Source organism: Bacillus sp. JZ39 (assembly GCF_053903145.1).
In genome coordinates this window covers 1,144,554-1,169,725 of the sequence record NZ_CP096389.1, presented here as the reverse complement: position 1 = coordinate 1,169,725, position 25,172 = coordinate 1,144,554, and the positions used below count along the sequence as shown (strand labels likewise).

General features: G+C 45.8%; 30 protein-coding genes and 1 riboswitch. Of the genes, 14 read left to right on the top strand and 16 right to left on the bottom strand.

Annotation, left to right across the window (positions count from 1 at the left end):
- Positions 1–26 precede the first annotated feature (26 nt).
- The 9 genes from M1D65_RS06055 to M1D65_RS06015 all read right to left on the bottom strand — a co-directional run bounded on the left by M1D65_RS06055 (position 27) and on the right by M1D65_RS06015 (position 7,860).
- Positions 27–1,184 (bottom strand): acetylornithine transaminase, encoded by a 1,158-nt coding sequence (locus M1D65_RS06055; RefSeq protein WP_064671232.1) that lies wholly within the window; start codon positions 1,182–1,184, stop codon positions 27–29.
- Positions 1,181–1,957, bottom strand: a complete 777-nt coding sequence (gene argB, locus M1D65_RS06050) for an acetylglutamate kinase (RefSeq protein ID WP_014476417.1) — start codon at positions 1,955–1,957, stop codon at positions 1,181–1,183. The genes M1D65_RS06055 and argB overlap by 4 nt, the downstream gene beginning before the upstream one ends.
- A gap of 14 nt (positions 1,958–1,971) precedes the next feature.
- Positions 1,972–3,192, bottom strand: a complete 1,221-nt coding sequence (gene argJ / locus M1D65_RS06045) for a bifunctional ornithine acetyltransferase/N-acetylglutamate synthase (protein ID WP_449237290.1) — start codon at positions 3,190–3,192, stop codon at positions 1,972–1,974.
- Between the two features lie 19 nt (positions 3,193–3,211).
- Complete coding sequence (gene argC, locus M1D65_RS06040; protein ID WP_029317601.1) at positions 3,212–4,249, bottom strand: N-acetyl-gamma-glutamyl-phosphate reductase; 1,038 nt, start codon at positions 4,247–4,249, stop codon at positions 3,212–3,214.
- 205 nt (positions 4,250–4,454) lie between these two features.
- Complete coding sequence (locus M1D65_RS06035) at positions 4,455–4,949, bottom strand: MFS transporter (protein ID WP_010886476.1); 495 nt, start codon at positions 4,947–4,949, stop codon at positions 4,455–4,457.
- Between the two features lie 44 nt (positions 4,950–4,993).
- The gene (locus M1D65_RS06030; RefSeq protein WP_456270271.1) at positions 4,994–6,424 is read right to left on the bottom strand and encodes an FAD-binding oxidoreductase; all 1,431 of its coding nucleotides are present in this window, start codon (positions 6,422–6,424) and stop codon (positions 4,994–4,996) included.
- Between the two features lie 61 nt (positions 6,425–6,485).
- Positions 6,486–6,656, bottom strand: a complete 171-nt coding sequence (locus tag M1D65_RS06025; RefSeq protein ID WP_003232996.1) for a YqaE/Pmp3 family membrane protein — start codon at positions 6,654–6,656, stop codon at positions 6,486–6,488.
- Positions 6,657–6,720: 64 nt separating this feature from the next.
- Entirely contained in the window at positions 6,721–7,029 is a 309-nt protein-coding gene (locus M1D65_RS06020) for a metal-sulfur cluster assembly factor (protein WP_014479422.1), read from the bottom strand.
- A 63-nt stretch (positions 7,030–7,092) separates the two neighbouring features.
- Entirely contained in the window at positions 7,093–7,860 is a 768-nt protein-coding gene (locus M1D65_RS06015; protein ID WP_003233006.1) for a prolyl oligopeptidase family serine peptidase, read from the bottom strand.
- A gap of 120 nt (positions 7,861–7,980) precedes the next feature.
- On the opposite strand from M1D65_RS06015, the gene yitU reads away from it, so the two are divergent.
- From yitU to M1D65_RS06000, 3 genes are all read left to right on the top strand, one after another.
- Positions 7,981–8,793: a 5-amino-6-(5-phospho-D-ribitylamino)uracil phosphatase YitU gene (yitU, locus tag M1D65_RS06010; protein WP_021479570.1), complete on the top strand. Its 813-nt coding sequence runs from the start codon at positions 7,981–7,983 to the stop codon at positions 8,791–8,793.
- A gap of 103 nt (positions 8,794–8,896) precedes the next feature.
- Complete coding sequence (locus M1D65_RS06005; protein WP_003245103.1) at positions 8,897–9,049, top strand: hypothetical protein; 153 nt, start codon at positions 8,897–8,899, stop codon at positions 9,047–9,049.
- Positions 9,050–9,247, top strand: coding sequence for a DUF3813 domain-containing protein (locus M1D65_RS06000; RefSeq protein ID WP_003245613.1), 198 nt, complete (start codon positions 9,050–9,052; stop codon positions 9,245–9,247).
- 30 nt (positions 9,248–9,277) lie between these two features.
- Here the strand turns inward: M1D65_RS06000 and M1D65_RS05995 are convergent, their stop codons facing one another.
- Positions 9,278–9,733 carry a BsuPI-related putative proteinase inhibitor gene (locus M1D65_RS05995; RefSeq protein ID WP_069322520.1) on the bottom strand — a complete coding sequence of 152 codons (456 nt, stop codon included), beginning with the start codon at positions 9,731–9,733 and terminating at the stop codon, positions 9,278–9,280.
- Between the two features lie 18 nt (positions 9,734–9,751).
- Positions 9,752–10,594, bottom strand: coding sequence for a YitT family protein (locus M1D65_RS05990; RefSeq protein WP_003245017.1), 843 nt, complete (start codon positions 10,592–10,594; stop codon positions 9,752–9,754).
- A gap of 137 nt (positions 10,595–10,731) precedes the next feature.
- Between M1D65_RS05990 and M1D65_RS05985 the strand changes: the two genes are divergently transcribed.
- Positions 10,732–11,583, top strand: coding sequence for a DegV family protein (locus M1D65_RS05985; RefSeq protein ID WP_456270811.1), 852 nt, complete (start codon positions 10,732–10,734; stop codon positions 11,581–11,583).
- 46 nt (positions 11,584–11,629) lie between these two features.
- Here M1D65_RS05985 and nprB read toward each other — a convergent pair whose 3' ends face one another.
- The 4 genes from nprB to M1D65_RS05965 form a co-directional block, all read right to left on the bottom strand.
- Positions 11,630–13,246 carry a neutral protease NprB gene (nprB, locus tag M1D65_RS05980; protein ID WP_326154079.1) on the bottom strand — a complete coding sequence of 539 codons (1,617 nt, stop codon included), beginning with the start codon at positions 13,244–13,246 and terminating at the stop codon, positions 11,630–11,632.
- A 135-nt stretch (positions 13,247–13,381) separates the two neighbouring features.
- On the bottom strand, positions 13,382–13,675 hold the full coding sequence (locus M1D65_RS05975) for a DUF3784 domain-containing protein (RefSeq protein WP_003233021.1): 294 nt from the start codon (positions 13,673–13,675) through the stop codon (positions 13,382–13,384).
- A 19-nt stretch (positions 13,676–13,694) separates the two neighbouring features.
- Positions 13,695–14,282 carry an HAAS signaling domain-containing protein gene (locus M1D65_RS05970; RefSeq protein WP_038829206.1) on the bottom strand — a complete coding sequence of 196 codons (588 nt, stop codon included), beginning with the start codon at positions 14,280–14,282 and terminating at the stop codon, positions 13,695–13,697.
- A complete protein-coding gene (locus M1D65_RS05965) occupies positions 14,279–14,626 on the bottom strand; it encodes a PadR family transcriptional regulator (RefSeq protein ID WP_003245674.1) in 348 nt (115 codons plus the stop codon). Before M1D65_RS05965 ends, M1D65_RS05970 begins: the two co-directional genes overlap by 4 nt.
- A 177-nt stretch (positions 14,627–14,803) precedes the next feature.
- Here M1D65_RS05965 and M1D65_RS05960 point away from each other — a divergent pair, with 177 nt between their 5' ends.
- The 3 genes from M1D65_RS05960 to M1D65_RS05950 are packed head-to-tail and all read left to right on the top strand — an operon-like array spanning position 14,804 to position 16,835.
- A complete protein-coding gene (locus M1D65_RS05960; protein ID WP_003245405.1) occupies positions 14,804–15,340 on the top strand; it encodes an SdpA family antimicrobial peptide system protein in 537 nt (178 codons plus the stop codon).
- Entirely contained in the window at positions 15,325–16,254 is a 930-nt protein-coding gene (locus tag M1D65_RS05955) for a sporulation-delaying protein SdpB family protein (RefSeq protein WP_326154080.1), read from the top strand. Before M1D65_RS05960 ends, M1D65_RS05955 begins: the two co-directional genes overlap by 16 nt.
- Positions 16,251–16,835, top strand: coding sequence for a sporulation delaying protein family toxin (locus M1D65_RS05950; protein WP_003244950.1), 585 nt, complete (start codon positions 16,251–16,253; stop codon positions 16,833–16,835). The genes M1D65_RS05955 and M1D65_RS05950 overlap by 4 nt, the downstream gene beginning before the upstream one ends.
- 52 nt (positions 16,836–16,887) lie before the next feature.
- Here M1D65_RS05950 and M1D65_RS05945 read toward each other — a convergent pair whose 3' ends face one another.
- Positions 16,888–17,784, bottom strand: a complete 897-nt coding sequence (locus M1D65_RS05945) for a CvfB family protein (protein WP_326154083.1) — start codon at positions 17,782–17,784, stop codon at positions 16,888–16,890.
- Between the two features lie 98 nt (positions 17,785–17,882).
- On the opposite strand from M1D65_RS05945, the gene M1D65_RS05940 reads away from it, so the two are divergent.
- From M1D65_RS05940 to M1D65_RS05910, 7 genes are all read left to right on the top strand, one after another.
- A complete protein-coding gene (locus M1D65_RS05940; RefSeq protein WP_015715659.1) occupies positions 17,883–18,374 on the top strand; it encodes a YajQ family cyclic di-GMP-binding protein in 492 nt (163 codons plus the stop codon).
- A gap of 106 nt (positions 18,375–18,480) precedes the next feature.
- A riboswitch (SAM riboswitch) is annotated at positions 18,481–18,598 on the top strand.
- 89 nt (positions 18,599–18,687) lie between these two features.
- On the top strand, positions 18,688–20,526 hold the full coding sequence (locus M1D65_RS05935; protein WP_029317597.1) for a bifunctional homocysteine S-methyltransferase/methylenetetrahydrofolate reductase: 1,839 nt from the start codon (positions 18,688–18,690) through the stop codon (positions 20,524–20,526).
- A 90-nt stretch (positions 20,527–20,616) separates the two neighbouring features.
- On the top strand, positions 20,617–21,066 hold the full coding sequence (locus M1D65_RS05930; protein ID WP_041850997.1) for a GNAT family N-acetyltransferase: 450 nt from the start codon (positions 20,617–20,619) through the stop codon (positions 21,064–21,066).
- Positions 21,067–21,070: 4 nt separating this feature from the next.
- Positions 21,071–21,919: a GNAT family N-acetyltransferase gene (locus tag M1D65_RS05925; RefSeq protein WP_069964097.1), complete on the top strand. Its 849-nt coding sequence runs from the start codon at positions 21,071–21,073 to the stop codon at positions 21,917–21,919.
- A gap of 111 nt (positions 21,920–22,030) precedes the next feature.
- The gene (locus tag M1D65_RS05920) at positions 22,031–23,299 is read left to right on the top strand and encodes an MFS transporter (RefSeq protein WP_273797408.1); all 1,269 of its coding nucleotides are present in this window, start codon (positions 22,031–22,033) and stop codon (positions 23,297–23,299) included.
- Positions 23,300–23,307: 8 nt separating this feature from the next.
- Positions 23,308–24,423, top strand: coding sequence for a mandelate racemase/muconate lactonizing enzyme family protein (locus M1D65_RS05915; RefSeq protein ID WP_003245056.1), 1,116 nt, complete (start codon positions 23,308–23,310; stop codon positions 24,421–24,423).
- Between the two features lie 95 nt (positions 24,424–24,518).
- Entirely contained in the window at positions 24,519–25,148 is a 630-nt protein-coding gene (locus tag M1D65_RS05910; protein WP_009966972.1) for a YitT family protein, read from the top strand.
- Positions 25,149–25,172: the final 24 nt, after the last annotated feature.

Here is a 25,172-nt window from a genome sequence, read left to right as displayed (position 1 = left end):
TTTTATGCCTTTGTATCGAAAAAAAATCACTGGTTTACAGCGGAATGATGAGCGATTGCCTGTTTCAGCTTGCTGACAGCTTCTGCTATTTCATCCTTAGTCACGGTGAGCGGCGGCAGCAGCCGAATCACGTTCGGGCCGGCCGGCAATACAAGCAAGCCTAATGTCTGCAATTCAGCAATAATGTCAGCAACCGGGCCATCACACTCAATTCCAAGCATTAATCCTTTACCGCGGATTTGTTTAACAAAAGGGCTCTTTAGCTCTGCCTCAAGCTGTTCTTTTAAAAACGCCCCTTTGTCAGCAGTCTCTTGCAGAAAGTCAGGCTGGAATACAATTTGCAATGTGGCATTCACAGCAGCCATCGCCAGCATGTTTCCTCCGAAAGTCGTTCCGTGAGAACCAGGGGTAAACGCTTCTCCAAGCTGTTTTTTTCCGATGACAGCGCCGACCGGAAAGCCGTTTCCCAATCCTTTGGCGACTGTGATGATATCCGGTGAGAGTCCGAAGTGCTCATATGCGAAGCCTTTTCCCGTCCGTCCGATGCCGGTCTGGATTTCATCAATGATAAGAAGGACTTGCTTTTCCTTGCAAAACGACTGTACGGCTGATAAAAATTCAGCACTCGCCGGATTGACTCCTCCTTCTCCCTGCACTGTTTCAAGCATCACCGCGGCAATATCGCCTTCCTCCCCAAGAGCTTTAAAAGCAGAAGGATCATTGTATGGCAGGTAGTGAAAGCCTTCAAGCATCGGGCCGAAGCCTGTTTTGATTTTATCCTGTCCGGTCGCAGCCATCCCTGCATACGTGCGGCCATGGAACGACTGAAGAAAAGTGATGATTTTTGTTTTTCCAGTTGCTTTTCTGGCAAGCTTTATCGCACCTTCATTCGCCTCCGCGCCGCTGTTGCAGAAAAAGACAAGATCTCCCGCACTATGCGTTGCCAGCTTCTGCGCCGCTTGCTCTTGGAGACTGTTTTGAAACAGGTTGGATACGTGCCATACGCTGTCAAGCTGTTTTTTGACTGCCTCTGTCACCGCTTCATGGCAGTGTCCTAGATTTGATACCGCAATCCCCTGAATGAAATCAAGGTACGTTTTGCCGTTTTGATCCTCAACGTACGTTCCCTTTGCTTTTTTGATGTCAATATCCCAACGGCCGTAGGTTTGAAACAAGCTGCTCATGAAACAGCCTCCTTTGCTTTGACGATTTTTGTCCCTTGAAAGGTTTGTTCTGCGAAGAATGATCCTTTTCCGTTTACGATCATGACTTCAGACACCTGATCTGATAAAGCTGACAAGGCTGAATTGACCTTCGGGATCATCCCTCCTGTGATCACTTCCTGCTTGATCAGCATCTGAATCTCCTTAGGGGTCAGGACGTCCAGACGCTGCTTTTCCTTCATGATTCCATCGACATCCGTTACGAACATCAGCTTATCGGCTTCAAGCGCTCCGGCGACTGCTGAAGCAGCCAGATCAGCATTTACATTCAGCGTTTTGCAGTCGCTTGTCATAGACAGCGGCGCAATAACGGGGATGATGCCATTTTCCATCAGCGCGTTCACCATGGACGCATCGACTTTTTTGATTTCTCCCACTTCTCCGTATGTTTCCGGATCTAGATAATCAGCCTCCAAAAGACCTCCATCCTTACCAGAAATGCCTGCGGCTCGCAGTCCGTGTTTGGCAAGCTCAGCAACGAAAAATTTATTGACAGAACCGGATAAAACCATTTCCGCCACTTCCAGCACCGGCTTCGTTGTTTTCCTCTGTCCGCCCGAAAACTCTGTCTTGATATTTAACCGTTTCAGCATATTCGTGATTTCCGGTCCCCCGCCATGTACGATCGCCAGCTTCCAGCCTGACGCCATCAGCTCTTTCAGATTTTGAAAAAATTCCTCCGACAGCTCACGGATGACGCTTCCCCCGCATTTAAAAACGATTGTTTTCTTCATTTCGCTCCCCTTTATTACGTGCGATAGCTCGCGTTAATTTTGATATAGTCATAGGTCAGGTCACAGCCCCACGCTCTCCCGTTTCCGTCCCCTTCATCCATCTTGATGACAATGGTGATTTCATCTCCTTCAAGGTATTCCTTGGCGAGAGATTCAGAGAATGGCTGAGGCTCGTTATTCTTAAACAGGCATTGGCCGCCAAGATAAACCTCTACTTCTTCTGCCGTCACTTGAGCTGCGGAGTGTCCAATGGCTCCGATGATCCGCCCCCAGTTGGCATCTGTTCCGTATACTGCCGTTTTCACGAGACTTGAGCCGACAATCTTTTTGGCAATGACGTTTGCATCAAGATTGTTTTTCGCTCCCTGTACTTGCGCTTCAATTAGTTTTGTCGCGCCTTCTCCGTCTCTGGCAATCTCTTTAGCCAGATCCTCACAAGTGAGCAAGAGCGCTTTTTTAAAGACCGGCCAGTCTGGATGGTCTTCTGTCAGGCACTCGTTTTCGGCGCAGCCATTCGCCATAACTAATACCATGTCGTTCGTGGATGTTTCTCCGTCAACTGTGATTTGGTTAAATGAAACGTCAGTGATTTCCCGAAGCGCCTTTTGCAGCGCTTTTTCTTCGATTGCCGCGTCAGTTGTCACAAATCCCAGCATCGTGGCCATGTTCGGGTGTATCATCCCTGAGCCTTTGGCCGCTCCGCCGATCGTGACTGTTTTGCCGCCGATTGCCAGCTCATAGCACGTCTGCTTGATCACCGTATCAGTTGTTAAAATCGCTTCCTCAAAATCGCCTGATCCCGCAGGTGTTTCTTTCAGCAGCTCGATCCCCGCGCGGATTTTTTCCATGTCTAAATGCTCGCCGATGACGCCCGTTGATGAAACAGCAACAAGCTCCGGCTCAATGCCAAGCTGTGAAGCAAAGCTCTCCCGCATTGTGTATGCGTCCTTTAGGCCCTGTTCTCCCGTGCAGGCATTGGCAATGGCACTGTTGACGATAACGGCTTTCAGTGTCGGTCCGTGCTTTAAGCTGTCTTGTGTCACTTTGATCGGAGCAGCCTGAAAGTGGCTTTGGGTATAAACTGCTGCGCTCACAGCCGGTGTCTCGCTGATAATGACGCCGAGGTCTTTTTTCGAGTAGCGCAGCCCGCAATGCACACCCTTTGCCTGAAACCCTTTTGGCGAGGATACATCACCTGTTACTTTTACAATTTGATCTTCACTTAACTGAATCATGGTTCGATTCTCTCCCGTTCTATGGATAAATTGGCGTGATGGTGAGTCCAGTTTCTTCATTCCAGCCATTCATCAAATTAAAGTTTTGCACTGCCTGACCGGCGGCACCCTTCATTAAATTATCGATTACCGAGACGATCGTGACTCTGTTCGTTCTCTCATCGAGGGTCACGGCGATATCACAGAAATTGCTGCCGTACACTTCTTTCGTTTGCGGGTACTGACCTTTTGGCCTCACTCTCACAAAATATGAATCTTGGTAAAATTCCGAATATAAATCATGCAGGTCATCTGCGGATAGGTCACAGGTTAATCTGGTATACATCGTCGCCATGATGCCCCTTGTCATCGGAACCAAGTGAGCCGAAAATGTAATGGGCCCGAGGCCTGGCTGCCATTCATTCAGCGCCTGCTCAATTTCCGGCGTGTGCTGATGTTCATTGACTTTATAAATTTTAAAATTGTCGTTCAGCTCAGAAAAATGGGTTCCCATGGATGCTTTTCTTCCCGCTCCGGAAACACCGGTCTTCGCGTCAACGATAACAAAAGATTCATCGAGCAGTTTCTTTTGAGCCAATGGTGCGAGGCCAAGCAAAACAGCTGTTGGAAAACAGCCTGGATTGGCAATGAGTTTCGCCTGTTGAATTTGCTGTTGATTCAGTTCTGCCAGACCGTATACCGCCTCTTGAATCACCGCCTTCGGTGCCGCTGTACGTTTATACCATTTTTCATATTCAGCCGGTTCTTGTATCCTCAGATCACCTGACAGATCAATAACCGGAATTCCCGCATCTGCCAGCTTTGGAGTCAATTCACTTGAAACTCCGGGCGGCGCAGCGAGAAACATGATATCTATTTCGTGTTTGATCGTATTCATATCAATCGGCTTCAGCTGCTGATCCGCTAAGCCGGTAAGATGAGGATAACCCTCGCTATAGACATTCCCTTCTCCGCTGGATGAATAAAGTATGCATTCCTCTGCATGAGGATGATGCGAGAGAATCCTGACAAGTTCGGTGCCTCCATATCCTGTAGCACCTACAATTCCTATTTTCAAAACAAGTTCACCCTCTTGGTCTTTGTGAAATTATTTAACATTATAACATGAATAAAAATTAATTCAATCGTATATTTAATATTTTTATTCATTTATAAATTTTCTGTTCAATGGAAATTCCGCTCAAAAAAATCAGCACGACTCCAGCACAAAAACGTTGATGTGGTGCCACATTTCAGCCGCATAAAAAAACAGGCTGACCGCGTCAGCCTGTTTTCATCATCATCAATCCACTCAAAAAATATAGAATAGAGCTTGCATAAAAAATCATTTGCACTGTGAAAAAGTCAGCGAGAAAGCCCCCAAGCATAATGGCTGCTGCTGAAAAGACAGCTGTCCAAAAATGGTAATTCCCAATCTTCTTTCCACGCTCTCCGCTGTCTGTAAAATTAGCGATCAGCACTTTTTCTCCATGCTTTTGCATCGCTCCAAAGAGCCCTAACAGCACTTGGACGATATACACTTGAACGACGCTTCCGATATGCGGGACATATAAAAGCAGAACAGCCATCCCCCACGAGTTCAGAAGCAGAAAATAACGGCTGTCAAACCTTTCAGACAGCCGTCCGAGTAGCGGGTAAATGAGCGCTCCGCTCAACCCGAACAATCCGTAGGAAAAACCGAACTGTGTGTAGCTTGAGCCGATATTTTTCACAAACAGAATATAAAACGGAAAGATTAAGCTGCTGGCGAAAAACACGCTGCTTTGTGATAATGTCAGCCATTTTAATTTGTTTTTCCCCATTATTTATACCTCTGATAAAAGTAATTCATAAAGCGCTCATCCGGGTCATAGGTTCGTTTTTTCTGAAAAAACGCTTCACTTTCCGGATATGCCTGTCTCATTTGCGCTTTTGTCTGGTAGGTCATATAAGGCAGATAATAGCTGCCGCCGTGCTTGATGGCAACGTCTGTCATGCGCCTGATGATTCGGGCAGTATCTGCCTGGTCTTCTTTTGAAAAGCCCTCGTTTATTAATAGCACGAGCGAAAACATATCGTCCTTCGCATAGGAAAGGTCGGCCTTTTCATTTTTCTGCACGTAGCGGATCGTAATGTTCAGCAGGTTCAGATCTTCGTCCGACAGCGTTTGTCTCAGATCATCAATATAGGACCCATACTCCTTCACGGGCACAAAGTATTCTTGCAAAACATCTGTGTTGTCATTGTTTTCATACTCAAGAAACTTTGATTCGGACCGCATGACGTTATTGCGTGAAATCTCTGTGCCGTTTTGGCTCAGGAAATAGGATTGCTGTGTGTCCCACAGCCAATTCCTGCCCCATTCATACCGTCTTGACAAACCGAGTGCAAACTTTGTGGCTCCCGTATACTCATCTTCTTTGAGATCGCTGTATGATGGCAGTTGATTCTGATGATCAGCCAATACGTAATTTGTGACATACATGTCTTTCAGAAATCCTTTTTTCGCTGTTGAAATTCGCGCAAGATGCATTCGGACATCTGGATTTCCTTTTACATGCTTTGAAAAATAGTCTGAGTATGTGCTGTAATTCATTTTTTCTGTCTTCATGACATACAGCTCATCATCTGTCAGCTCAAGCGTTACATCAAGAATCACGCCAAAAAGGCCGTACCCTCCGATGACCGCCGTAAACAAATCATCTTTTGGAGTGACAGTGATAATCGTCCCGTCAGCTTTTAAAAGCCGAAATGATTTGACTGTATCAATCAGCGAGCCGTAGCGAATATCACGTCCGTGTGCATTTGCGCTGAGAGATCCGCCGATTGTAAAAATGTTTTGTGACTGCATGACTTTTACCGCGAGTCCGTATGGATTCACGTATTTCTGGATATCATTCCACGTTGCACCGCTTTGCACCCTGATGGTTTTCTTCTCTTGATCGAGTGACAGGATTTTGTTGTAGCCCCTCATGTCGAGAACGATGCCGTCCTCATAATATGTATGGCCGCCCATGGAGTGCTGGGCCCCGGCGATTGAAATTTTTATGTTTTTTCGATTTGCCTCTTTGACTGTGTCAATGAGCGTTTCCTCTTCCTGCCCTTTCACTGTCTGCTTTATTTTTACAGGCATCAGGCGGCTGACATCCGTCATCTCGCTTGTGTCTGTTTTTTGCTCTGGGTTCACAGAGTACGCAAACAGTGCCGCATACGCGCCAGTACAAAGCGCGAATGCAAGCAATTTCTTTTTCATAGTGCTCTCCCTGCTGTTTTTTATGACTATTATACCATGACTGCGTCCTCATTTTTCCAAATTATCTTCTTGCCCGTTTTTCGGCACGGCGGTCGGCGACGATAAAGCAGGCGTGAATCGCGCCCGGCAGCCAAAAGATACAGGTCAATATGAGATTCAGCAAGGCCTGAAACGGTTTTCCCGAAAACAAAACAGCAAGCGGCGGGCATAAAACTGCCAGCAGGTACATCATTTCCTTTCACTCCTTTCAGCTGTAAAAAAGGACAGCCTCACATATCAGGCTGTCCTCTTTTGTTTTATTGAATGCCAAGCGCAATTTTTGCGTATCTGGACATTTTATCCCTAGTCCAAGGCGGATTCCATACAATGTGAACCTCTGTGTCTTTCACCTCAGGAAGGTCCGCTAATGCTTTTTTCACCTCATCCACGATAATCGGCGCTAAAGGGCATCCCATTGATGTCAGTGTCATCGTCACGTGCGTTAAGCCGTCTTCATCCATGTCAACGTCGTATACCAAACCAAGGTTCACGATATCAACGCCAAGCTCAGGATCGACAACCTGTTCCAGGGCGCCCATGATGTTTTCTTTTAATGCTTCTTCCACGTTCCCTCACTCCTTTTTTCTACAGTATAACGTAAATTCAGCTCTTGTTAATAACTTCGTGCTTTATAAGTACGTTTCAAACCATTCAATCGTTTTTAACACAGCTGCCCGCGGGACTTTATGGTCAGCGTTTTCATCTCCGATAAATTGCAGGCGTTCCGGCTGCTCGCTGTAATGGGATTTGATCGTGTCATAAAATTTCCGGGTCGGCGCGTAAGGCACGACCTTATCTTTTGCACCATGCCAAAATAAAAGCGGGCGCTGTTGCAGTTTCTCCGGCTGAAGGCTGAGATCCCGCAATTCGAGACGTTTCATCAGCTGCTGTACCTTCTCTTCCGGCACATCGATTTCAATGCCCTGAGATTGAATATGGTCAATCTGCTGCTGAAACAGCTCCACGTAATTGGGGCTTCCCATCAGGCTGACGCCGGCTTTTATCCAATCATACGCAGTCAAAGCGCCAAGCGTTGTGATGCCGCCCATTGACGTGCCTGCGAGACCGATGCGGCCGCCGTCTATCAGGCCCTCTTTTTCAAAATGGTTTTTAAGTACGCCGATCTCTTCAATCTCGTTTAGGACGATATCCCAAAAATGCCCCGCCAGCTCTTCGACAGCCATTTCTTCTCCCCGTTCCCCATGGTGCAAAGCCTCCGGCAGAACGGCTCTAAAACCCTTCTCCGCAAGCAGATAAGCAATATGAAGGTTGTGTTCCTTCGCGCTTGTAAAACCATGGATAAAGATCACAAGAGGAACAGCGCGGTGCCTGTTCTCTTCCTTTACAATATGTAAAAACGGAATACCGGAAACGGTTTGATTCTCAATTTGTATCACAATGTGCCCCTCCTTAGGATAACCATAATCATAAGTGTAACATGTAGACAATAAAGATGGTAAAAAGCTACACTGTAAGTAAGGCAAAACAAGCAAAATCTAAGGTTAAAGGAGCTTTTCATGGAGACAAAACCCTATTTAATCGCATTAGATTTAGATGGAACATTATTAAAGGATGATAAAACCATATCTGAAAACACCCTTCAGACGATACAGCGCCTAAAAGATGACGGGCATCATGTCTGCATCTCAACAGGCCGTCCGTATCGTTCAAGTTCCATGTACTACCAGCAGATGGAGCTGACAACGCCAATTGTCAATTTTAACGGAGCATTTGTCCATCATCCGCAAGACGACAGCTGGGGACGGTATCATACGTCGCTGCCGCTTGATGTTGTCAAACAGCTCGTGGATATCAGCGAGAGCTACAACGTACATAACGTGCTTGCTGAAGTCATTGATGACGTATACTTTCATTACCATGATGAGCACCTGATTGATGCCTTTAACATGAACACAACAAATGTAACGGTCGGAGACTTGCGGGAAAATCTCGGTGAAGATGTGACGTCCGTACTCATACATGCAAAGGAAGAGGATGTGCCGGCAATACGCTCATATTTATCGGATGTGCATGCCGAGGTGATCGACCATAGAAGATGGGCCGCTCCGTGGCATGTCATTGAAATTATCAAAAGCGGCATGAATAAAGCGGTCGGCCTGCAGAAAATCAGCGATTATTACGGCGTGCCTAGGGAGCGGATCATTGCTTTTGGAGATGAGGATAACGATTTGGAAATGCTTGAATTTGCAGGCTGCGGCGTTGCAATGGGAAATGGAATTGACGCGGTCAAGCAGATTGCCAACCGAACTACGGCCACAAATGAAGAGGACGGCGTGGCAAGGTTTTTGAAAGAATATTTCTCACTTTAAAGAAGGTCCGTATTAATTTTTCCCACTCATAAACCTTACTTTACCCCACCATACTATTGAAGACGACTCATCTCGTCAAAGTATGGAAGGGGGCAGTCTCAAAATGGGTAAACGAAGCAAATCCAGAAGGTTTATTCAGCAGGGTAAAGACTCCATCGGGCTACACGCCGCAAGATTTCCATATCGGTCTACTTTAGAAGAAGCTCACCAGCATGCCGCGGCACGAGACTCGGCTGAAAGGCAGTATGAATATTAAATGAGAAATGAACTATTTCAGCAGGCAAAATCATTTGTTCAACAGGCGGTCATGGTGACAAACGGCTTTGAGGAAGGCGATCAGGAGCAAGCGATTCTGAGAGCCAAAAATGCTGTATCTTCTGCGTATGCCAATTCGACAGATGCGGAACGTCAACAGTTGCATCAATTTCAAAATCAGCTGGACAAACTGCAATAAAAAAAGGCTATGGCGACTCGCCATAGCCTCTTATTTGACTTCAAACTGCTGAACAGCCTGAACCTGCTTGAGATTTTCCGCCCTGCCCTTAAATGTCACCTTGACCTCATAGGTTCCGGGCTCAGGGACTTCCTTCCACACATCAGAGAAATCATATGTTTCTCCAGATTCAAGCGTCAGGTTTTGAAAAGCCTGCGTAAACATTTTGTCTTTCGAATAACGGTATCTTTCTTTGTGCTCAGAATCATACACGACAAGTTCAAATTTTTGCCCTGTGCTGAATTGAAACTCGACAGCACGTTCGCTTTGGTTCTTCAGCGACATGTTAAACTTGATTTGTTCAGGCTCCTGAATTGCGTCAATAGATAAAACAACCTCTTGATTCTCCATTCCGCCTGATACCTCCTTATCGGGTTCTGTCTGCTCATCTTTCCCGCAGCCTATCAAAAGCAGCACGGGGAGAAGCATCACAAGCAGCCGTTTCACGACTTCCACCTGCTTTCGTCAGTCTTTTCTAAAGAAACCAAAAATCCCTGTCGTTTGAACGATGTTCGTAAATGCTTTCGGATCAACTTCTTTGACGATCTTTTCTAAATCGTACAGTTCATACCTCGTGATGACGATAATCATCATTTCTTTCTGTTCGTTCGTAAAAGCTCCTTTTGCCGGAACAGTTGTGATGCCGCGCACCATTTTTCCGTAAATGGCTTCCTTGATTTCGTCCGCTTTTTTCGTCACAATCATTGCCGTAAGCTTCATGTGGCGAGTGTGAATGGCGTCGATCACCCTCGTTGTCACATATAGTGTAACCAGGGTATATAATGCTTTCTCCCAACCTTGCAATAATCCTGCCGTCAAGATGATAATCCCGTTCAGAATGAAGAAATACGTGCCGACGGGTTTATCCTTCCACTTTGCAAGTACCATGGCGACGATATCAAGCCCGCCTGTCGAAGCTCCGTATTTTAATGTTAAGCCGATACCGACTGCGGAAATGACGCCGCCGAACACCGCGTTCAGCAAAATGTCATGTGACAGGCTTGTTTCCGGCAGGATCCCCATAAACAGAGTAGTGAGTGCGACACTTAAAATGCTGTACACTGTAAACGATTTGCCGACCTTCAGCCATCCTAAAATACCGACCGGAATGTTTAAGAGGAACAAGAGCGTTCCCGTCGATATGTAAAAGGGGGCATATTGATCAACGACGCTTGATAAAAGCTGGGCAACACCTGTAAATCCGCTGGCATATACATCTGCAGGTATCAAAAATAAGTTCAGCCCGGCAGCATTGAGTAAAGCGCCGATGATGACGATGAGTAATTTTTTTGTTTGATCTAGTACCATGGCATGTTCCTCCGCTCTTTCTTCTTTATTATGTTTTCCCTTAAAACAAATATTTGAACACGATTTTGGCAAATTAATATGATATAGTTGGCTTAACTCTCATGATAACGAGCGATAACGGAAAGAAGGGAAGCAATATGACAGTTCATCTCATCGCTGACAGCGCTACTGATTTGCCTCGTTCTTATTTTGAAGAAAAAGGCATTGGCTTTATTCCGCTCAGGGTTTCTCTCGGCGATAAAGAATTCGAAGATGCAGTCACAATTCATGCGGATCAAATATTTGAAGCGATGCAAAATGGAGAAACGCCTAAGACGTCCCAAGCCTCACCGCAAACGATTAAAAATGTGTTTTTGCAATATGCCGAAACAGGTGATCCCGCTCTTTACATTGCCTTTTCCTCAGGTCTCTCCGGCACGTATCAGACAGCTGTAATGATCGCCAATGAAGTGAAGGAGGAATTCTCCGATTTCGATTTGCGGGTCATTGATTCCAAATGCGCTTCATTAGGATACGGTCTGGCTGTCCGGCATGCTGCCGATCTCTGTATCAACGGGAATACAATACAAGAAATTGAAACGTCTGTAAAGAACTTTTGCAGCCAGCTTGAACACATTTTTACCGTTGATGATTTAACATATCTCGCGAGGGGCGGCCGGATATCCAAAACGTCCGCTTTTGTCGGCGGCCTGTTGAATATTAAACCGCTGCTTCAGATGGAGGACGGCAAGCTTGTGCCTCTGGAAAAAATCCGCGGACAGAAGAAACTTTTCAAACGGATCATCGAGCTTATGAAAGAGCGCGGGGATGATTGGAGCGATCAAACCGTCGGGATCAGCTATGCCGCGAACAAAGAAAAAGCCACGGACATGAAACACCTGATTGAGGAAGCGTTCAAGCCGAAAGAAATCATTATGCATCCAATCAGTTCAGCAATCGGCTCGCATGCCGGCCCAGGTACATTGGCGATATTCTTTTTAAGAAAATGAGCAAACAAAAACAGTCAGACTCTGTGTCCTGACTGTTTTTGTTTGCTTATAGAATTCCGACAGCCTCATACGCCTTTTCGACTGAAGCTGATTGCTTCGAGCCTTCACCGTATAAATCATTGGCAGCTTCAATCGCCGCTTGCTTCATCATGCTGAAATCTGTAGATGCCGTTACATAATATGTTAAAGCCCGATAGTAAATTTGTTCACTTGCTTCACGCCCAATCCCTTCAACCTGTACACCGTGGTGCACGCCTCCTTCTGCAAGAAGATAAGCTGCTTTATTGTGAATGGACGAATTGATATGGACTCCGCCATAATCCTCTGTTCCTGTGTAGCGGTTCGAGTAATGATCTGGATTTCCCTCCTTAGATGGGTCCTCCAATGACCGCAATGAATCTCCTGCAATACCAGGAGTATAGACATCTTCGCCGATCTCCCAATCATCACGGTCAGCCATCGCGCCCATAATGTCAGAAATGGACTCATTTAATGCACCGGGTTCTCCTTGATATAAAAGACCGGCGGAATACTGTGTGACTGCGTGTGTGATTTCATGCGCGACAATGTCGAGCGATCCAGACAGCGGCTTAAATTTCGAACCGTCTCCATCCCCGTATACCATCTGGACACCGTTCCACGCAGCATTGTTCCATTGTTTGCCGACATGCACGGTAGACGTAATTCTTGCTCCGTTTCGATTAAAAGAATCACGGCCAAATGTCTTGCTGTAATAATCGTAAACGGCTTGCGCATTTGCGTGTGCGTCTACAGCCGCAGGTTCATTAAATACGGACGTGCCGCTGACTATTTCTTTGCCCGTATACCCGATCAGTTGAGACAAAAGCGTAAACAAGGTTTCGTTCAGGTTCTTCGCGTCAAATGTATTGATCCCTTTTCCCCTTGTTTCGTCAGCCAAATAAAAGCGCCCATTTTGTTCTGTGACGTCAAAGCTTTTTTCATCACCTGATACGCCGATTCCTGTACCTGCCGCTTCATGAATGGCATTAAAGGACTCAATGACCTTTCCGTTTTTGGCATCGATGAAATAATGCCAATAGCCAGGATCAGGTTCAGATGTCGAGAGTCTCACAAGGTAGGCGAGATCATATTCACCGTCGTGTGGATAGATATATAATTCGCCTTTTGGTTCCCCATCAAGATATTCGATTTTTCCAATGGAAGCCTCGAGCTCACGCCTTGCTGTATGTATTGCTTTTTTCTCGGAAATAGACGGTGTGATGGAGACGTCCTTGATTTGCGGATGCACCTTTCCAAAGAAACTTTTCACTTGTTTGTTTTCCTTCATCGCGACCGCTTGTTCAAAGCCGTAAATCGGAATTCCTTTGTAAACCTCCGTTAATTTAAAAAACGTTTGTTTTGTTTTTGGATCCTTTATGGTTTTCGAAATGCGAAAATGACTGTTCGCATTCCCTTTGAGCTTAAACTGCGTTTGATGCTTGTCAAGATAGGAAAATAGCGATTCTTTCTGGATTGTGTTTTGTACCGGCTTCTGCGATGACTTTTCGATGATGTATGAAGGGGTTTGATACGTATGGTCGTATTTGATGCTTTGATCAGCTGAGGCATGTGTTACAAAAACCATTTGGGCCGCCGTACATAAGCCGGCCAGTAATAGAGATGTCTTGGTCAGGTTGCGCAAAACACCACATCCTTCCTATTTTGGAATCTACCATTTTTCTTCATCCTATCAAAAATACAAAAACTTGTATGTGGTGCTTCGTTCTTATTTTCCCAAAAAAGAAGGGCGGAGATACTTCGCTCTGCCCTTCTTTTTCTACTCTACTAATTTTTTATTGACATAAATAATAACCCCTGCTCCATATGCCAGTATAAGCGGAGGTATGAGCTGCTCCTGACCTTGAAATGAGATAAAACTATTCAGCAAAATGAACAAACCGGAATTCAAGAAAAAGTAGCCTGCTATTCTGGCCAGCCGGTCTTTATCCCGTATACGCGCCTCGTTAAACCCAGCCAGCATCCAGGTTTGTTTTTTGATTCCGACAAAATAGGCAACCACAAAGAATAAAAGCGCGATGACAATTAATAGATAATTGATGCTGATTTCCATCTTACAGCCTCCTACAAGATTACTTGATGTTAAGAAAAAGAAAAAAAGCGGCGCAGCTTACTGCAATCAGCAGCAGGACGACAAGCGCATTGAGGAACGGGCTCAAAAGAAGCAGCACTGCTAAAAACAGCAGATAAACCGCACCGACTCGCGAAATCGTAACAATCTCCTTTTGAGAGCGCATTTTGTTTTTTCTGACACCTGCAAACATCATCAATTTTTTCCGCTTCCATACATATCCGGCGAGCACCATTAAATAAACAGCCAGCGGCAGATGTCTGAAGTCGGACGGCAGCAGCGGCAGGGCGATAATCGTGACAATGAGAAGGACCGAAAGCCAGCTTTTGCCCAATAAAGACCTCCTCCTTTTCGTCTCTCCCCCATCACCCATCATCAATTCGGCAAGCTCCTTCGGATGAGAAAATTCAGATTCAACAGCTTTCTGCAGTTCCTCTTCACTAAGGCCGGCTTTGATTCTGTCTTGAACGAAAGCGGTGATATGCCCCTTTAATTCGTCGATAGCGTTTTCTCTCTCTACATCAGGCATATTCGCCAGCTCTGCATTTAGTTCCTCCATGTATCGGTCAATGATAAGCTGTCCATTCATAGCAAATCCCCCGATAAAGACAGTAAGGCTTGATGGGTTTCCAGGTATTTCTCCAGCCGTTCTTTTAACATTTCTTCTCCTTTTTGTGTCATTTTGTAATACTTTCTTTTCGGGCCGTCCAGTGAATCTTCCCAAAAAAATTCGATCCATCCCTTCTCGGTCATACGTTTCAAAATCGGATAAATCGCTCCCTCTGAAATAGCCAGCGCCGAGGTGGTTTTTAAGGATGATGTCAGCTCATAACCGTACATCGGTTTAGAACGCAGAAGGGATAGGATGGCCAGCTCGAAAATCCCTTTTCGAAATTGAACAATCCAGCGGTCATTAACTTGATTCGTTTTCATGGTTTAAATATATCGAAAAAACCACTATATATCAATCACATATAGCAGTGTAAAATGTCCTGTTTTTCCTTTTAACAAAAATGGAATTTCTCATACTTCTTAACCTTTTTATTACATAAATGTTTTTATATTATGAAAAGTGTAAAAACGATTCTTCAGGTTAAAAGGAGCAGTCGAATGCAGAAATCGATATCATTTTTTGTCATTTTTTCAATCCTTTGGGGTTCGCTATTTCTGTTTTCTATTATTGGCAGCTTAGGGACAACCCCGATCCCGCTGACAAAGGACTCCAAATTTCTCATGTCCAGCATCCTCCCTCAGGGCTGGGGCTTTTTTAGCAAAAATCCGCGTGATACTGCAATCGGCTTATATGAGGCTGAAAATGCCAGCGCCAAGGTCAGATGGCCCAATATGAGGGCTGACAACCTATTCGGCCTTTATCGGTATGGGCGGTCACAAGGCGTTGAAATGGGCGTGATCTACAGCCAAGTCGGCAAGGAACAGTGGACAGCATGTAAAGAAAAGGACCTCGGCGCATGCAAAAGCAAAGCCAAAACCGTGCAATTAAAAACACCCGCTCCCCGCCCGCTGCTTTGTGGCAGCTACTATTTGACGAAAGAGGATATTGTTCCTTGGAGCTATTCTAAATACACCCCTTCGTCTTATCAGGTAAAAAGCATAGTCAAGGTTGTGATTTCATGCTCGAAAACATAAAACAGACCATCACCAGATGGGACGAAAGAAACCCGTGGACAAATGTATACGGCCTCGCGCGAAGCATCATTGCGCTATCCAGCCTGCTGACGCTGCTCATCAATCACCCGAGCCTCATTATGAAGCCAGCCAGCGGTATCAGCAGCTATCCAGCTTGTAAAATGAATCTCAGTCTCTTTTGCCTTGGTGAAAATAACTATATGATGTTAAATCTTTTCAGATGGGTCTGCATTGCCATTCTGGTGCTTGTTGTCATTGGCTGGCGCCCCAGAATCACCGGGGTTCTGCATTGGTATGTCAGTTACAGCCTGCAGTCATCGCTGATCGTCATCGACGGAGGCGAGCAGGCAGCAGCCGTCATAACCTTTTTATTGCTTCCCATCACGCTGACCGATCCGAGAAAATCGCATTGGAGTACGAGACCTATAGAGGGCAAAAGAACACTTAGAAAAATAACAGCTTTTATTTCTTATTTTGTGATCAGAATCCAAGTGGCGGTGCTTTATTTTCACTCTACCGTCGCTAAGCTGTCTCAGCAGGAATGGGTGGACGGAACGGCCGTCTATTATTTTGCCCAGGAAAAAACCATTGGCTTCAACGGCTTTTTTCAGGCGTTAACGAAGCCAATTGTAACAAGTCCGTTCGTGGTGATTCCGACATGGGGGACGCTGCTGGTTCAAATTGTCATCTTCGCGGCGCTGTTTGCGCCGAAGAAGCATTGGAGATTGATTTTGATCATCGCTGTTTTTATGCATGAGATTTTTGCAGTCATGCTGGGCCTCATCAGTTTTTCCATTATCATGGCCGGCATTTTGATATTGTATCTCACTCCTATCGATTCCACGATTCAATTTACATATATTCGCAGACTGTTGTGGAATAAAAAACACAAGAAGGGAGAGGTTTCAGTTTGAAGAAGGCGTTTCTAGTATTTTTGTCGGTTGTATTGGTGACGACTGTGTTTTTGGTGAAGCAGCAAGAAAGTGTGGCACAGGCAAAGCAGCTTGAGTATTCAGGTGAGGAAATTTTTAAAGGCTTTGTGTTTGCCCAAGGGGAAGTTGGCAAACAGCTTCCAGAGGTCTTTAATAAAGCGATGACAGACAAACTCAACACAAAACAGGCAAAGGCTTTTGCCAATCAGGTTGTCGCTGATATTAAAAAAGAGGATGCTGACTTTTTTGATAACCTGAAGAAAGCTGTTTACAGCAAAGATGCATTGAAAGTGGATGAACTGCTGAAAAAAGCAGGTCAAATCGTTGAAGAAAAAGTAGAAGCTGCAAAGGAAATCGCCGCTTCCAAGGATGATACATCCAGAGTTCAGGCCGAGCTTGTCAACACTGTTGATACCGCTAACTATTTCTATTATGTTTCTTATGTTGCTGCAGCAGGTGCCCTGATTCTGATCATTCTCGCCATTGATATTACGCCGATTGCGATTTCAGACAATGTGGATCGCGAAATGGCAATCAGAACGCTGGTTGATGAATTAAACTAGACATAAAAAAACGGCTCGCTCCGCAGTCTGCTGCAGGCGAGCCGTTTTCATGCTATTTTTTCTCGTATGTCCATCCATTTTCCTGATACACTTTTCCGTTTTTCATCAAATGGCCCAGCGCGCGTTTAAAGGCGGCTTTGCTCATATTAAAACGTTCTCTGATATCATCAGGCTGGCTTTTGTCACTGTACGGCATGGCACCGTTTCTCGTTCTCATATACGTTAGAATGCACTCAGCATCAACTGACATTGCATCCTGTTTTCTTGGAAGCAGCGACAAGTTGACTGAACCGTCTTCTTTCACTTGAATCACCCGGCCTGTGACTCTTGAACCGAGTCTTGGCTCCTCTTTTCTTTCTGACGGGTGAATAAAACAGCGGATACCGTCATCCGTGATCACGAATGAACCCGATGCGATCAGCCTGTACACCGTACCTGTCAGCTCTTTATTCATCAGATCTTCTGAAGCGTCGGTAAACAGTTCGCTGATGATATCTTCCGGCGCTGGTTTCGCAAACATGCGCCCCCGGTTCGTCACCTTCAGCATACAGTAAAGTTTGTCCCCTTTTTGCGGCCAGACATCTTCGTACGGCGGCAAATGCTCAGTTGCGACTAGTGCGTCCTTCGATAAACCGACATCAACGAAAACGCCCATATCTTCCACTTTATCCACCACTTCAACCCAGCCATATTCATCCGCGCTGATGACCGGAATTTTCATCGTGGCCGCAAGCCTTTCCTGCTGGTCTACGTATATAAAGACTTCTACTTCGTCTCTGTCCTCGATATCCTCAGTCATTTCACTGTTATGTAAGAGAACCGTATCTTCCCCATCGGTTAAAAAGTAACCGAAGTCGGTTTGGTGATCTATACTCAAGGTTAATTGCTGCCCTGGTCTCATGCTATCGTCCTTCCTGTTCCGCTTATTCTCTGCGGATTTTGTTAACATTTTTTCCAATCATCACAAATTGATTCTTTGTTCTATTGGAAGTTTCTCTTTATTCTACTATAATCAACACATAAGTTAAATGTTATGGAGGTTTTCATATGGCAAAAGAAAGCTCATTTGATATTGTATCCAAGGTAGAATTGCCTGAAGTGCAAAACGCAATCCAAATCGCACTGAAGGAAATCAGTACCCGATATGACTTTAAAGGCAGCAAAAGCGACATTTCTTTAGATAAAGAGGAGCTGGTCCTCGTTTCTGATGACGACTTCAAATTAAGCCAGCTGAAAGATGTGCTCGTCAGCAAATTGATTAAACGAAACGTACCGACAAAAAACATTGAGTACGGCAAGGTTGAAAACGCGTCAGGCGGAACGGTACGCCAGCGTGCAAAGCTTGTTCAAGGCATTGACAAGGACAACGCAAAAAAAATCAATACGATCATCAAAAACTCCGGACTGAAAGTAAAGTCTCAGGTGCAGGATGATCAAGTGCGTGTCACCGGAAAAAACAAAGATGACCTGCAGCAGATTATCTCAGCTGTGCGGGGAGCAGACCTGCCAATTGACGTTCAATTTATAAATTTCAGATAAATTTTCTGATTCCTATTGATTATTGTCTTTATTTTCGGTAAATTTGGAGAAAGGGAAAAACGCCAGGTATCTTTTGGCACTTCCTGACACGAAAATTTCATATCCGTTCTTATCAAGAGAAGCAGAGGGACTGGCCCGACGAAGCTTCAGCAACCGGTGTAATGGCGATCAGCCATGACCAAGGTGCTAAATCCAGCAAGCTCGAACAGCTTGGAAGATAAGAAGAGACAAAATCACTGACAAAGTCTTCTTCTTAAGAGGACTTTTTTTATTTCTCTTTTTTCCTTGCTGACGTGAATAAAGGAGGCAGACAATGGGACTTTTAGAAGATTTGCAAAGACAGGTGTTAATCGGTGACGGCGCCATGGGGACACTCCTCTACTCCTATGGCATTGACAGGTGTTTTGAGGAGCTCAATATTTCAAAGCCGGAGGAAATTCAGCGCATACATAAAGCGTATGTTGAAGCGGGAGCCAACATTATTCAAACGAATACGTACGGGGCCAACTATATTAAATTATCCAGACACGGTCTTGAGGATGACATCAAAAAAATGAATCAGGAGGCCGTAAAGATTGCGCGGGCTTCAGCAGGCGATGCATACGTGCTTGGAACGATGGGCGGCATACGGACATTTAATAAAAACGCGTACAGTCTTGACGAAATTAAGCGCAGCTTCCGCGAGCAGTTGTATCTGCTGCTGCATGAAGAGCCGGATGGCTTGCTGTTAGAAACATATTATGATTTGGAAGAAGCCCGTGAAGTGCTGAAAATCGCGCGCAAAGAGACTGATCTTCCGATTATGCTCAATGTCTCCATGCACGAGCAAGGCGTATTGCAGGACGGAACGCCGCTTTCTGACGCATTGCGCTCGATTGCGGATCTCGGAGCTGATATCGTCGGCATTAACTGCCGCCTCGGCCCTTATCACATGATTGAAGCGCTCAGCGAAGTGCCGATTTTTGATGACGTATTCTTATCCGTTTATCCGAACAGCAGTCTCCCTTCGCTTGAAGAGGGACGGCTCGTCTATGAAACAGACGACACGTATTTTCAAAACAGCGCGTCAGAATTCCGTAAGCAAGGCGCGCGGATTATCGGCGGCTGCTGCGGCACAACGCCGAATCACATTAGGGCGATGGCGGAAGCAGTTGGCGGGCTGGCTCCGATTACGGAAAAAGAAGTCAAAACCCGGGCCAAAGAATTCATTTCTGTTCATCACGAGCGAACCGAGCCCGGCCTGGATGAGATCGCAGCGAAAAAACGCTCTATTATCGTAGAGCTGGATCCGCCGAAAAAACTGAGCTTTGACAAATTTCTGTCCGCTGCTGCCGAATTAAAAGAAGCGGGAATCGATGCCCTGACACTCGCTGACAATTCTCTGGCGACCCCGCGGATCAGCAATGTTGCCTGCGGCGCTCTCATCAAGCAACAGCTCGATATGCGTTCCCTTGTCCATATTACGTGCCGTGACCGTAACATTATCGGCTTACAGTCACATTTAATGGGCCTTGATACGTTAGGGCTGAATGACGTGCTTGCGATTACAGGTGACCCTTCTAAAATCGGGGATTTTCCTGGTGCGACGTCTGTATATGATTTAACATCTTTTGATTTAATCAGGCTGATCAAACAATTCAATGAAGGTCTGTCTCTGTCTGGAAAACCGCTCGGCAAGAAAACGAATTTCTCAGTTGCCGCCGCATTTAATCCTAACGTCCGCCATCTGGATAAAGCGGTAAAACGGCTTGAGAAAAAAATAGATTGCGGCGCAGATTATTTTGTTTCTCAGCCTGTCTATTCCGAGCAGCAGCTTGTCGATATCCATAACGAAACAAAACATCTGAAGACGCCGATCTATATCGGCATCATGCCGCTGACAAGCAGCCGGAATGCCGAATTCATCCATAATGAAATTCCCGGCATTAAGCTGTCTGATACGATTCGCGAAAAAATGGCCCATGCCGGTGAAGATAAAGAAAAGCAAAAGGCGGAAGGCCTTGCAATTGCACGCTCCCTGCTGGATACGGCATGCGAGCTGTTTAACGGCATCTACTTGATAACGCCTTTCCTCAGATCTGACTTAACCGCCGAGCTCACTTCCTATATTCAGCAAAAAGATGAGCAGCGCCAAAATATCTTTTTGCATTAATCCCTTAAAAGACTGTCTGATCCAATCGGGCGGTCTTTTTCAACGGGATTCGTGTTACGATATAGAAAAACAGTCATGAGGAGGAACATTATGCTCGAAGTCAAAACCATTTCCGCGGAAGATACATATGAAATCCGGCACCGCATTCTGCGTCCCCATCAATCCATTGAACAATGCAAATATGAAGAGGATCATGCAAAAGGCTCCTTTCATCTCGGCGCGTTTTTTGAAGGAAAGCTGATCAGCATCGCTTCTTTTTCCCCGCAAAATCAGCCATTAATAACAGAATCCCCAGCATATCGGCTGAGAGGCATGGCAACGCTTGAAGGATATCGCGATCAAAAAGGCGGGAGCACGCTGATCAAACACGCGGAAGAGAAACTGGCAAAGAACGGCGTTCAGGCAGTCTGGTGCAATGCCAGAAGCCATGTGAAAGGCTACTATTCAAAGCTTGGGTGGGAAGTACTCGGCGAACCGTTTGAGATTCCCGGCATAGGCACTCATATTGTCATGTACAAAACACTAGGAACAAGCAGGTGATCTTATGGATTTAGTGGATGAGCTGATTGAGCTTCATGAAGAACATGTTTCCGGCTTATTACGGCTTTGCAGGCAAGCCGGGTGGCCGGATTACGGCGAACAAGAGCTGGCACTGCTTGTCCAGCAAGGACGCTTTTTCGGCTATCAAAATGTCAGCGGTGATATTATTTCCTGCATCGGCTTGTTTTTGTTTGGCCGGCTTGCTTCTATCGGCCTCGTGATCGTGGACAAAGAATATCAACGGCTCGGTCTCGGCCGGCGTATGGTAAACGCCTGTATCCCCCAAGCGGGTGAAAACACCGCCATCAGGCTTTGCGCCACAAAAGAAGGTTTGCCGCTTTATGAAAAAGCAGGTTTTCATACGGCAGGTTCAGTGCGAAAGTACAGCTGTCACAGTTTTCAACCTTATACAAAAAAGCTTGATGCTGAACTGACATCCTTTAGAGAACAAGACTTTCACGACTTAACCGCGGCGGATCTGGAAGCCTTTGGCGGAGATCGATCAAATCTTTTGCAGCAGCTTATTTCTGCTTCATGCGAATGTATCATCGCCAGAAATCATGACGGACAGCTAATTGGCTACGGACTTTCTGTACAGACACCGGCCAATTTGAAATTCGGCCCTATCATCGCTCCATCATCAGATGTTGCAGCACAAATAATTAACAGGCTGGCGGCCGGCAAACAAGGGCCGATGCGAATCGATATACCGAGTGAACACACGTCTCTGCATGACAGCCTGATAGAAATGGGATTTCGTAAAGATGATGAACCTCCGCTTTTGTTTTATCAGAAAAAAGCGCCTATTCAAAATGGACACTTATATGCTTTGATTTCACAGGCTCTCGGTTAACCCTCTTTTTTCCCGAACAGGTATCTTCTGTTCGGTTTTTTGCTGTCTGATCGCTGAATAAACGAAGCCATCAGGGACATTCTAAGCAGAAGAAAAGGAGTGTGCTCTGAGATGGAATCATCAAAACAAAATAACGGAATGACGGTTGTAGCAATCGGTTCAATCCCTTTAATATTAACCCTAGGAAACTCGATGCTTATTCCGATTTTGCCAAAAATGAAATCTGAACTTCATTTATCACAATTTCAAGTCAGTCTCGTGATCACAGTATTTTCCTTGATTGCAGCTTTTGCGATTCCGATTGTCGGTTATCTCGCAGACCGATTCTCAAGGAAAGTCATCATTATTCCCTGCTTAATTTTGTATGGTGCCGGCGGTTTGTTAGCCGGGTTTGCGGCAGGTTTTTTTGACAATGCCTACCCTTGGGTCATGGCAGGACGAGCGTTACAGGGAATCGGGGCAGCCGGAACCGGCCCAATTGCCATGGCACTGACGGGAGATCTGTTTAAAGGCGCCCAGGAGAGCAAGGTGCTCGGCCTTGTTGAAGCTTCAAACGGCATGGGGAAAGTGCTATCGCCGATCATTGGCTCGCTGATCGCCCTGCTTGTCTGGTATGGCGCGTTTTTTGCCTTTCCTGTGTTTTGTATCATTTCGATCGTACTGACTTGGATTTTTATTAAAGAAAAGAAAAAGGAAAAAGAACCGCCACCAATCGGAAAATATGCAAAAGGGCTGTTAAGTGTCTTTAAACATGAAGGCAGATGGCTGTTTACCGCTTATTTAGCAGGTGCGACCTGTTTGTTTACTTTATTCGGCATCCTGTTTTATCTCTCAGATGTTCTTGAAAAAACATACGACACCGACGGCGTGAAGAAAGGCTTGATTTTAGCGATCCCGCTTTTGGTTATGTGTGTGACGTCCTATACAACAGGAAGCAAAATCGGGCAAAAGCAATCGTTAATGAAAAAGCTGATCGTACTTGGATTGGCGTTCATGACCGTATCCTACGCGGCACTGTCATTCATTGAAAATCTTGTCCTTTTTATCAGTGTTCTTGTACTGAGCAGTATAGGCTCAGGTCTTGTCCTTCCTTGTGTGAACAGTTTTATTACCGGGGCTGTCGGCAAAGAAAGACGGGGATTTGTCACCTCGCTGTACGGCTCTGTACGTTTCTTAGGGGTAGCGATCGGTCCTCCGATTTTCGGCCGCCTGATGCAATGGTCCAGACCCGGCATGTTTTTAAGCATCGCGGGATTGACTCTCGTTGTCGGGATTCTTGTGATGATGCTCATCCATGTGAAGCAAAACAATGAAGAAACAAAAGCAAAAGAAGACCCTAAAATGGCTGGCAATCGGCTCCAGCCCGCTGAGGAAAGGTAGCACCCAGTTTGAAAATTGTACGGATTGAAACCTTTCCGCTATTTCACCGATTAGAAAAGCCATACGGAGATGCCAATGGGTTTAAACGATATCGGACTTGTTATCTCATCAGGATTATCACCGAAAGCGGGATAGACGGCTGGGGAGAATGCGTTGATTGGCTCCCTGCTCTCCATGTCGGTTTTACGAAGCGGATCATCCCATTTCTATTAGGAAAACAGGCCGGCAGCCGCCTGTCATTAGTGCGCACGATTCAAAAATGGCACCAGCGGGCGGCCTCCGCTGTAAGCATGGCGCTGACAGAGATTGCAGCCAAAGCTGCGGATTGTTCGGTTTGCGAATTATGGGGCGGACGATACAGAGAGGAGATTCCTGTGTACGCGTCTTTTCAATCGTACTCAGACTCCCCGCAATGGATCAGCCGCTCAGTCTCCAATGTTGAAGCCCAGTTGAAAAAAGGGTTTGAGCAAATCAAAGTCAAAATTGGCGGGACTTCATTCAAGGAGGATGTCCGGCACATCAATGCGCTGCAGCATACAGCAGGCAGCTCCATTACGATGATTCTGGACGCAAACCAAAGCTACGATGCCGCTGCGGCTTTTAAATGGGAGCGTTATTTCTCCGAATGGACGAACATTGGCTGGCTTGAGGAGCCTTTGCCCTTTGATCAGCCGCAGGATTACGCTATGCTTCGAAGCCGTTTGTCTGTTCCTGTTGCCGGCGGAGAAAACATGAAAGGCCCGGCGCAATATGTGCCTCTCCTTTCACAGCGCTGTTTGGATATCATTCAGCCCGATGTCATGCATGTCAACGGAATTGATGAGTTTCGGGACTGCCTCCAGCTCGCGCGTTATTTCGGCGTCAGAGCATCCGCCCATGCATATGACGGATCGCTCTCACGGCTCTATGCTTTATTTGCACAAGCCTGTCTGCCCCCATGGTCTAAAATGAAGAACGATCACATTGAACCGATCGAGTGGGACGTCATGGAGAATCCTTTTACCGATCTCGTCAGCCTGCAGCCTTCAAAAGGAATGGTCCACATCCCGAAAGGAAAAGGCATTGGAACAGAGATCAATATGGAGATCGTCAATCGCTACAAGTGGGATGGCTCAGCATATTAAGCTGGGCCATTTCTTTATTTTGAGACATAAATAATGGACAGCCTCATAAAATGAAAACAGCGGACAAGTCTTTTCATAAAGGAGCAAATGACTTAATGGCTGAACTGCTGATGAAAGCAAAACTTACGTTTATGATTGTCGTAGGCGGCGTACTACAGGGACTCGGCATGTCCTTGTTTTTATTTCCGCATGATATTCCAACAGGCGGTGCAGCAGGTATTGCGGTGCTATTGCATTATCTGTTTCAAATCCCCCACGGATTTTCAGTGTGGGCTGTGAATGTATCAATGCTTTTTACCGCTTTAAAATGGCTGGAGATGAGAACATTCACCGGCACCCTCGCTTCTATCACCGTCACCTCTGTCTCGGTATTGATCTTTGATGCGGTTTTTCCGGATATCACATCTAATCTGTGGCTTGATCTGGCAAGCGGCGCAGTGTTATTGGGACTCGGCATCGGACTTTTATACAAATATAAAATTTCAAACGGAGGGTTCGGAGCACTTGCTCTGATGATTTCTATCTACCGCGGCGGGAATCCCGGAACGATCCTGCTCATCATGAATTGCATCATTTTTATGGTCACCGCGTCTATTATTGACTGGGGCATCGTCATTCAAGCCCTCATATGCCAAGTGATATCGACAAGAGTCATCGACTTCATCTACAACATCCGTCTGACCTCACTTCCCTATCTCACGCCTATGTACCGCCATAAAAAATAATAGGCAGAGGCTCTCTTCACGACG